At 55.7% G+C, this 6,000-nt stretch carries 8 protein-coding genes, 1 tRNA gene and 1 pseudogene; 5 read left to right on the top strand and 5 right to left on the bottom strand.

All coding sequences use genetic code 11. The features are described from left to right. From ACPYOI_RS15905 to ACPYOI_RS15895, 3 genes and pseudogenes are all read left to right on the top strand, one after another. The coding region (locus tag ACPYOI_RS15905; RefSeq protein WP_481423018.1) for an alkene reductase at positions 1 to 989 on the top strand (989 nt) is incomplete at its 5' end. A gap of 43 nt (positions 990 to 1,032) precedes the next feature. Beyond that, positions 1,033 to 1,164: pseudogene (locus ACPYOI_RS15900) on the top strand (ATP dependent DNA ligase); the annotation flags it as partial. A gap of 74 nt (positions 1,165 to 1,238) precedes the next feature. After that, entirely contained in the window at positions 1,239 to 1,541 is a 303-nt protein-coding gene (locus ACPYOI_RS15895; protein WP_481414596.1) for a hypothetical protein, read from the top strand. Between the two features lie 216 nt (positions 1,542 to 1,757). Here the strand turns inward: ACPYOI_RS15895 and ACPYOI_RS15890 are convergent, their stop codons facing one another. The 3 genes from ACPYOI_RS15890 to ACPYOI_RS15880 all read right to left on the bottom strand — a co-directional run bounded on the left by ACPYOI_RS15890 (position 1,758) and on the right by ACPYOI_RS15880 (position 3,607). After that, positions 1,758 to 2,879, bottom strand: a complete 1,122-nt coding sequence (locus ACPYOI_RS15890) for an FRG domain-containing protein (RefSeq protein ID WP_481414595.1) — start codon at positions 2,877 to 2,879, stop codon at positions 1,758 to 1,760. Between the two features lie 72 nt (positions 2,880 to 2,951). After that, positions 2,952 to 3,209, bottom strand: coding sequence for a hypothetical protein (locus ACPYOI_RS15885; protein ID WP_481414594.1), 258 nt, complete (start codon positions 3,207 to 3,209; stop codon positions 2,952 to 2,954). Between the two features lie 322 nt (positions 3,210 to 3,531). Next, a tRNA-Val gene (locus tag ACPYOI_RS15880) sits at positions 3,532 to 3,607 on the bottom strand. Positions 3,608 to 3,868: 261 nt separating this feature from the next. On the opposite strand from ACPYOI_RS15880, the gene ACPYOI_RS15875 reads away from it, so the two are divergent. Further along, a complete protein-coding gene (locus ACPYOI_RS15875; RefSeq protein WP_481423017.1) occupies positions 3,869 to 4,474 on the top strand; it encodes a class I SAM-dependent methyltransferase in 606 nt (201 codons plus the stop codon). 10 nt (positions 4,475 to 4,484) lie between these two features. Here the strand turns inward: ACPYOI_RS15875 and ACPYOI_RS15870 are convergent, their stop codons facing one another. Continuing rightward, on the bottom strand, positions 4,485 to 5,216 hold the full coding sequence (locus ACPYOI_RS15870) for a YoaK family protein (RefSeq protein ID WP_481414592.1): 732 nt from the start codon (positions 5,214 to 5,216) through the stop codon (positions 4,485 to 4,487). A gap of 187 nt (positions 5,217 to 5,403) precedes the next feature. Further along, positions 5,404 to 5,610 (bottom strand): hypothetical protein, encoded by a 207-nt coding sequence (locus ACPYOI_RS15865; RefSeq protein ID WP_168829814.1) that lies wholly within the window; start codon positions 5,608 to 5,610, stop codon positions 5,404 to 5,406. 197 nt (positions 5,611 to 5,807) lie between these two features. Here ACPYOI_RS15865 and ACPYOI_RS15860 point away from each other — a divergent pair, with 197 nt between their 5' ends. Then, a complete protein-coding gene (locus tag ACPYOI_RS15860) occupies positions 5,808 to 5,993 on the top strand; it encodes a hypothetical protein (RefSeq protein ID WP_168829815.1) in 186 nt (61 codons plus the stop codon). Positions 5,994 to 6,000: the final 7 nt, after the last annotated feature.

The raw sequence follows: 6,000 nt of genomic DNA, 5'->3' as shown, positions 1-6,000 counted from the left end.
ATTTTGCGCAGCGTGCCGGCGCCGCATTCATCGTGACCGGCAGTATCGCCATCAGCGAATGGGCCCGGACCTGGGCGTTCGAGCCTGGCCTATATACCCGGACCCAAATCGAGGCCTGGCGCCATGTTACCGGTGAGGTGCATGATCATGGTGGGGTGATTTTCGGTCAGCTCCGGCATGGCGGCCGAGCGAGTCATGTCTCGCATCAGCCACATGGCCAAGCCACTGTTAGCTCCACAGACGTAGGGGCGACGAAAGCCATCTCCATGGCCTTCGACGCGGGCGGCAAGCCAGCTTTTCTTCTCCAAAGTAAGCCCCGAGCTCTGCTGACGGACGAGGTGCCAATTATCGTTGGCGAGTTCGCGCAGGCTGCCCGCAATGCCCTCGAGGGCGGCTTTGACGGCGTCGAGATTCATGCCGCCAATGGCTATCTCCACGACCAGTTTATCAATGGGGCGTTAAACACGCGCAACGATCGTTACGGCGGTTCGATTGACAATCGGATCCGCTTTACACTCGAAACAGTAGACGCCGTAATCGACGCGATTGGCCGCGAGCGCACCGGCATCCGCTTGTCCCCCTTTGGCCGATTCAATGAAATGCCTGCGTTTGAAGACGAGGCTGAGACCTATCTACGGCTGGCGGCTGAACTCGCAAAGCGCGACATCGCCTACGTACACGTTAGCGATCAAACGCGCTGGGCCGACGATGTCTCGATTCCCAGCAATTACCTTCGAGATTTTCGGAAGGCCTCTCAGCGACCGCTGATTCTTTCCGGCGGCTACCTCGAAACGAACGGGCAAGCCGCAATCGACAATGATGAGGCAGACCTGATCGCGGTGGGCAAGCCGTTTCTGGCCAATCCTGACCTGGTTGAGCGGCTTCGTAACGGATGGCCACTCAATGAGTGGGACACCAAAACCTTCTACACGCAGGGACCCGAAGGCTACATCGACTATCCGTTCTATCAGGATAGACCTGCCTCGTGAGCGGATGGTCAGCCGCCGATACCGGCAGGAAGAGCGCGATGCGGTCTATGTGAAACCGATACTCATTGCCGAGATCGAATACCGCGCCTGGACGCATGACGGGAAGCTGCGGCACGCCTCTTATAAGGGGCTTCGAGAGGAGCAGGACGAGGCGGCGATTTACGAGATCGAGTGAGAATTTAAGGTGGAACTAATTTTTCATGCTGGAGTTCGCCCCCCCAGAAGCAAAAGCAAGAATAGGAGAATCCAATGCTTTTGAAACTCATCACGGTCTCCGCACTTTCGATCGGTCTTGCAACGTCGGCGATGGCTCAGGCCAGCGGCGGATCGGGTGGGAGCGGCGGTTCCGGCAGCACGAGCGGTTCCGGCGCCACCGGCGGTTCTGGCGGCGCGCAAAATCAGAACACGAGCGGTAACTTCAATGGCGGGAGTGATGCCGCCGGGAGTGATATCAGAGAGTCCTCGGACTGCGTTCAGGGCAAGACCGCAGCCAACAAGGCGGGTAAGCCCGTAGCTGGTACAGCCAAGGATGCCGGTGGCAACTGCCAGTAACATTAAGCAGACGATCGAGAAAAACCCCGCGGTCGCTCTGCGGGGTTTTCTTTGGTGTGCCCGGCAGGTGCGAAGAAGCGGCGATCTACGAGATCACGTGAGACACTACCGGCGAAAAGCAAGATGATTTCGCAAACCGTCTTTTTGTCTCAAAAAATTGGCAAGCTGTTGACTCTGACGGATTGCCTTACTCCCGCATGGGGCACCATCGCAGCGCTAATACCGAAAATTTTTCAGTTTCATCTCTTCGCATGCTCCGTCAATTCCTGGAAAAAGAGAGCCGGCGGCCACTCCCATCAAGCGAAGTTCCGTTAAAACTGGGCCACGCTCAGTAAAGGGTAGTTCGAAAACGCTGAGGTATGTCTTGTTCGCTGCCTTGCCACATTGGGTCAAGTAATCTTCGACATCATCGACGGTTGTGATCGAGCAAATTGCTTGTTGCGGCAATGCCCGCGGATTTTCAAGTGCGATGGGATTGAGAAGAGAGAAGTGCGGCCTGACGTTTACAACGCTGTAAATCTGACGAAAATCGCTAAGCCAAGCAGCCCGATCGAACATAAATATCCTGATCTTACGGTTTGCCTCAATTGCGCCTTGGGGCTTTTCTCTGAAAGCAAAGTATGCGGCGACATAGGGTGAATGCGTCCAATCTAGCAAGGGCGTGGGATAGCCATGATGTTGGAGCAAATTCCAGAAAGCCGCATTCTGTACGTTGTCACGAAGATCGAAGTAATGGTTTGTTTTTGAGGTCACCATTGCATGCAACTGAGGGATGTCGTCCGCTTGAAACTTATGCAAGTCGCTTCGATTGGTCCGATGAAATGAGGTTCTAAGTCGGTTAACAACAGGCTGACCTCGAAAGATGAAGCGGTCAGGCTCCATCGATCCCACCATTTGTTTGAACCTTTCCCAGCTCCTGACCGTCTTGTCTACGACCAGCTTGCTCTTCTTTTCCGCAGATCCACGGGTCAGCAGAGAAGTAATTGTTCCAAGCGTTTTGGTGTCCATCATCGTTGTGGCGGTAACGCGCAGCCCTTTGCTCAACATTTTCAGGTCGATCAAAGCGTGTGTAGGAAAATCAATACCGGGGAAAGAGGAGGATAACTCCGATCTGGGTATGTCGGTGGCATCAAGATATCGCTGAATTGTGACCGGCACTTTAAGCTGTTGATGATCCTTTTTGTCCTGAGTCTGGAACCCGCAAACGTAAATTCCGTAGTCGTTACCGGCCTCGAATACGCACGCTCTGCCGGCGAAGTGCGTTTCGTACTCGTCAATCTGAAGCGTAACTTGTCCAGAAGAATACCCGCTATAATTGCCTTGCCACTGCCCTCGCATCGACACCTCTCCGCAATCACACTTGGTCTTTAATCGCTTAAATACACCGGCCTATCTGCTAGTCGCTTAATGTCAGTCGAGCGGAAGTTCAGCGTCAAGGGCATCGTGGGCCTGGATTTTCGTCAACAAGCCAAGCAGTCTCTCTCCCAAATAGATAGCCGTATCCAAGTCCTTGTTAGGCAACTCATCGGCGTGGATGGCTGCACTTGCTATCCGGAAGAAAACATCAAAGCTGTCACGCTGCCCGCTTAGTTCGGGATAGAGCCCCATGGCTACTTTTACAAGCTCCCGTGTTGACATCGAACGGCGTCTAACACCCCACTCTGGCATGCGACGTTCCCCGAGTTCCCGGTGGGTTGATACCACGGGGGCAACTGCCGGAAAATGTGGATCAAGATTTATCCGGAGACATTTCTGATGAATAGATTTTCTTCAAGCTAAATTTCCCGGAGACCCTAGGGGCGCGGTCTACGCCATAGAGCCGCTAAAGCGCTTGTAATGTCTGCCTGCTGGAGGGGTGAGGGGAGCGTTTCGGGTTCCCTTTTAAAATCAAGGGGCGGTTTAGGCCGATAGGTGAGGGGAATTGCACGTGGACGAGAGTTGCTAAGCAATTAATTTTGCTTCGAGAACGAACGATTTTTTATGGAAAGCATGGTGGGCGATGAGAGACTCGAACTCCCGACATCCTCGGTGTAAACGAGGCGCTCTACCAACTGAGCTAATCGCCCCCGGGTGCCGCAGCACCTAGCGTGGATGGCTCTCTAACGATATCGGCGTCGAACTGCAAGACCGTTGCCGGGATTTTTCTCCAATTTTTTCTGACCGGCAATCACCATCCTGCCGCAGCACGCCCTTCAGATTGTTGTGAAGGGCGGCGGATGCCTCGCCTCGTGAGTTTCGCAAGCCGGGATTTGTGTATAGAGATAGACTGCATCCCGGCACCCTTGGTGCTGTGCCGATCATGAAATCATTCTCTCATGGAGCATAGAGTGAAAACGCGCGAAGAGCGGTTACGCCTGAGGAATAGCACACCGCGTACAAGGCTGGATTTCGTTCATACCGAAGGCGCCAAGCTGCTGCCGGATCGCAACGAGCTTCTGCATCGTCTGCCGAATGGCGGGATCGCGGCCGAGATCGGCGTCGCCGAAGGCGAGTTCACGGCAGAAATTCTCAAGCGCAATCGCCCCGCCAAGCTTTTCCTCATCGACCCATGGGGCATGGATCGCTACTCCGCCGGCATGGCCACTGTGCGCGAGAAGTTCGGCGGCGAGATAGCCGATGGAACGGTGGAGATAAGGCAGGGTACGTCGCTCGACGTCTTGCGCACGTTCGAGGACGGCTTTTTCGACTGGCTATACATCGATACGGACCACTCCTTCGACCTCACCTGGCAGGAACTGGTGCTCTCAAACAGCAAGGTCAACCGGGGTGGCAGGATTGCGGGCCACGACTTCTGTACCGGCAACACCGTCAAGCCGATCGTCTATGGCGTGGTGGAAGCCGTCCACAAGTTCTGTGCCGATTACGGATGGCGCTTCGAATATCTGACGCTGGACCCGGATGCGCATTTTTCCTTTTGTCTGCAGCGCCTCTGAGGTAGCGCCTCTACGAGACGGCCTGCGCGCGCTGGTTCCGTGCGCGGGAAATGCCGGTCGCGGCGATCATCAGCAGTAGTGCGGCGGCGCCGATCAGCATGAAACCACCGACGGCGCGATAGGCCAGAACCCCGACGATCCCGCCAACCAGAAAGGCGAGGATCGTATGGACATGCAAAAGGAGCTTGGCGCGGTTATGTCGTGCCTCGCTCGACGGCTCCTTACCGCGGAGGATGTCAAATGCCATCCCCAGCTCGATCCCGATATCGGTCGCCATTCCCGAGATATGGGTTGTTCTCACCCGCGCGTCCGAAATGCGCGTGACGACAGCATTTTGAAGGCCCATGAGAAAGGCAAGGCCGATGACCAGCACCGGCGCGCGCCAGGCTCCAAGCAGCCAAAGGTCGGCGCAGCCGAGGATCGCAAGCAGGATCGCTTCGGTCAGGATGCTATAGGCATAGATGCCATGCATGTTGCGTCTGCGGCCGGCATTGATGAGCAGGGTCGAGATGGTGGCGCCGACGATGAAGGTGACGACGATCGCAAGATAGAACAGGCCGGAAAACCATGCGCCAACGGCAATATGATCGGAGAATGTCGAGACGTTTCCGGTCATGTTAGCGGAGAAGAAGCCGACCGCGTAAAACGCTGCTGCGTTCAACGCGCCCGCGATCGCGGCGAGCCACGAGGCTAGCTTCCTATCGATTTGTTCGTTTCGTTCGTGCCCCTGGCGGATCAGCATGCGCTTTGTCGGTCGTGCGAGATGCCGACAGCATAGAAAGGAAAGGGCCGGCAGGAAAGGCCCAGCGCCAGCATTGTCCCGTTATTCTCTGATCCGGAAAACGAGAGCGTCAGAACGCTGCCGCCGACCCCTTTGAGGGATCGGCGGTCATCGGAGCCATCCGTCCGTCGGCCGAAAAAAGGCCGGCTTAGTGCGCCGTACGCAGCTTCGAGGCGAGAGCCAAGATCATGTCGTCAGCAGCATCGGCGATCGCCATAGCGACCTCAGCCGGCTCAAAGCCGTTCTTCTGCGCTTCCTTGATGATCTCAAGAAACATTGGTTCGAAGGATGCCCGGCAATCGAGAAGGCGCTGCGCATACTGCGTTGGTTCAGCATTCAGGCTGTGAATATCCATGCTCTAAACCCCTCAATTGAGCACTCAGCATGGCAAGAAAATTCGGCTTAGGCAAGAACATGCTTAAATATCGGTTAATTCCTAAGGATGATCCCGAGTTCGTCAGCGGGCAAACCGCGCCGGGAGCGTATGATCACTCGGATTGACTTCCGGCTAAAATAAGAACATATAGTGAACAAACTTTCGTGGAGGTTCTCATGACTCACGCAGAGCTTGTCATCAAGAATGCCCTGGATTTCGTTGCCGCGTCGCGTTCGGCCCGCGAGCGCGACCTCGAACGTCGCGGGCGGTTGCTCCAGCGGATTGAGCTGATGAGAGCGCCGAACCCTTACCTCGTAAAAACCCGCGGCGGCGAGCAGCTGAAGCTTGATCTGGATCGCTGAAGAAAAG

The organism is Rhizobium sp. SVR5-2C, assembly GCF_056755115.1.
Note: the sequence above shows the minus strand (reverse complement) of the source record. Positions and strands in the feature narration are given on the sequence as shown.

Bases quoted from the DNA above. Each gene is read 5' to 3' on its own strand.
- ACPYOI_RS15885 (WP_481414594.1), bottom strand. From the start codon at position 3,209: ATGCCAGAGTGGGGTGTTAGACGCCGTTCGATGTCAACACGGGAGCTT.
- ACPYOI_RS15865 (WP_168829814.1), bottom strand. From the start codon at position 5,610: ATGGATATTCACAGCCTGAATGCTGAACCAACGCAGTATGCGCAGCGC.
- ACPYOI_RS15895 (WP_481414596.1), top strand. From the start codon at position 1,239: ATGCTTTTGAAACTCATCACGGTCTCCGCACTTTCGATCGGTCTTGCA.
- ACPYOI_RS15860 (WP_168829815.1), top strand. From the start codon at position 5,808: ATGACTCACGCAGAGCTTGTCATCAAGAATGCCCTGGATTTCGTTGCC.
- ACPYOI_RS15890 (WP_481414595.1), bottom strand. From the start codon at position 2,879: ATGCGAGGGCAGTGGCAAGGCAATTATAGCGGGTATTCTTCTGGACAA.
- ACPYOI_RS15870 (WP_481414592.1), bottom strand. From the start codon at position 5,216: ATGCTGATCCGCCAGGGGCACGAACGAAACGAACAAATCGATAGGAAG.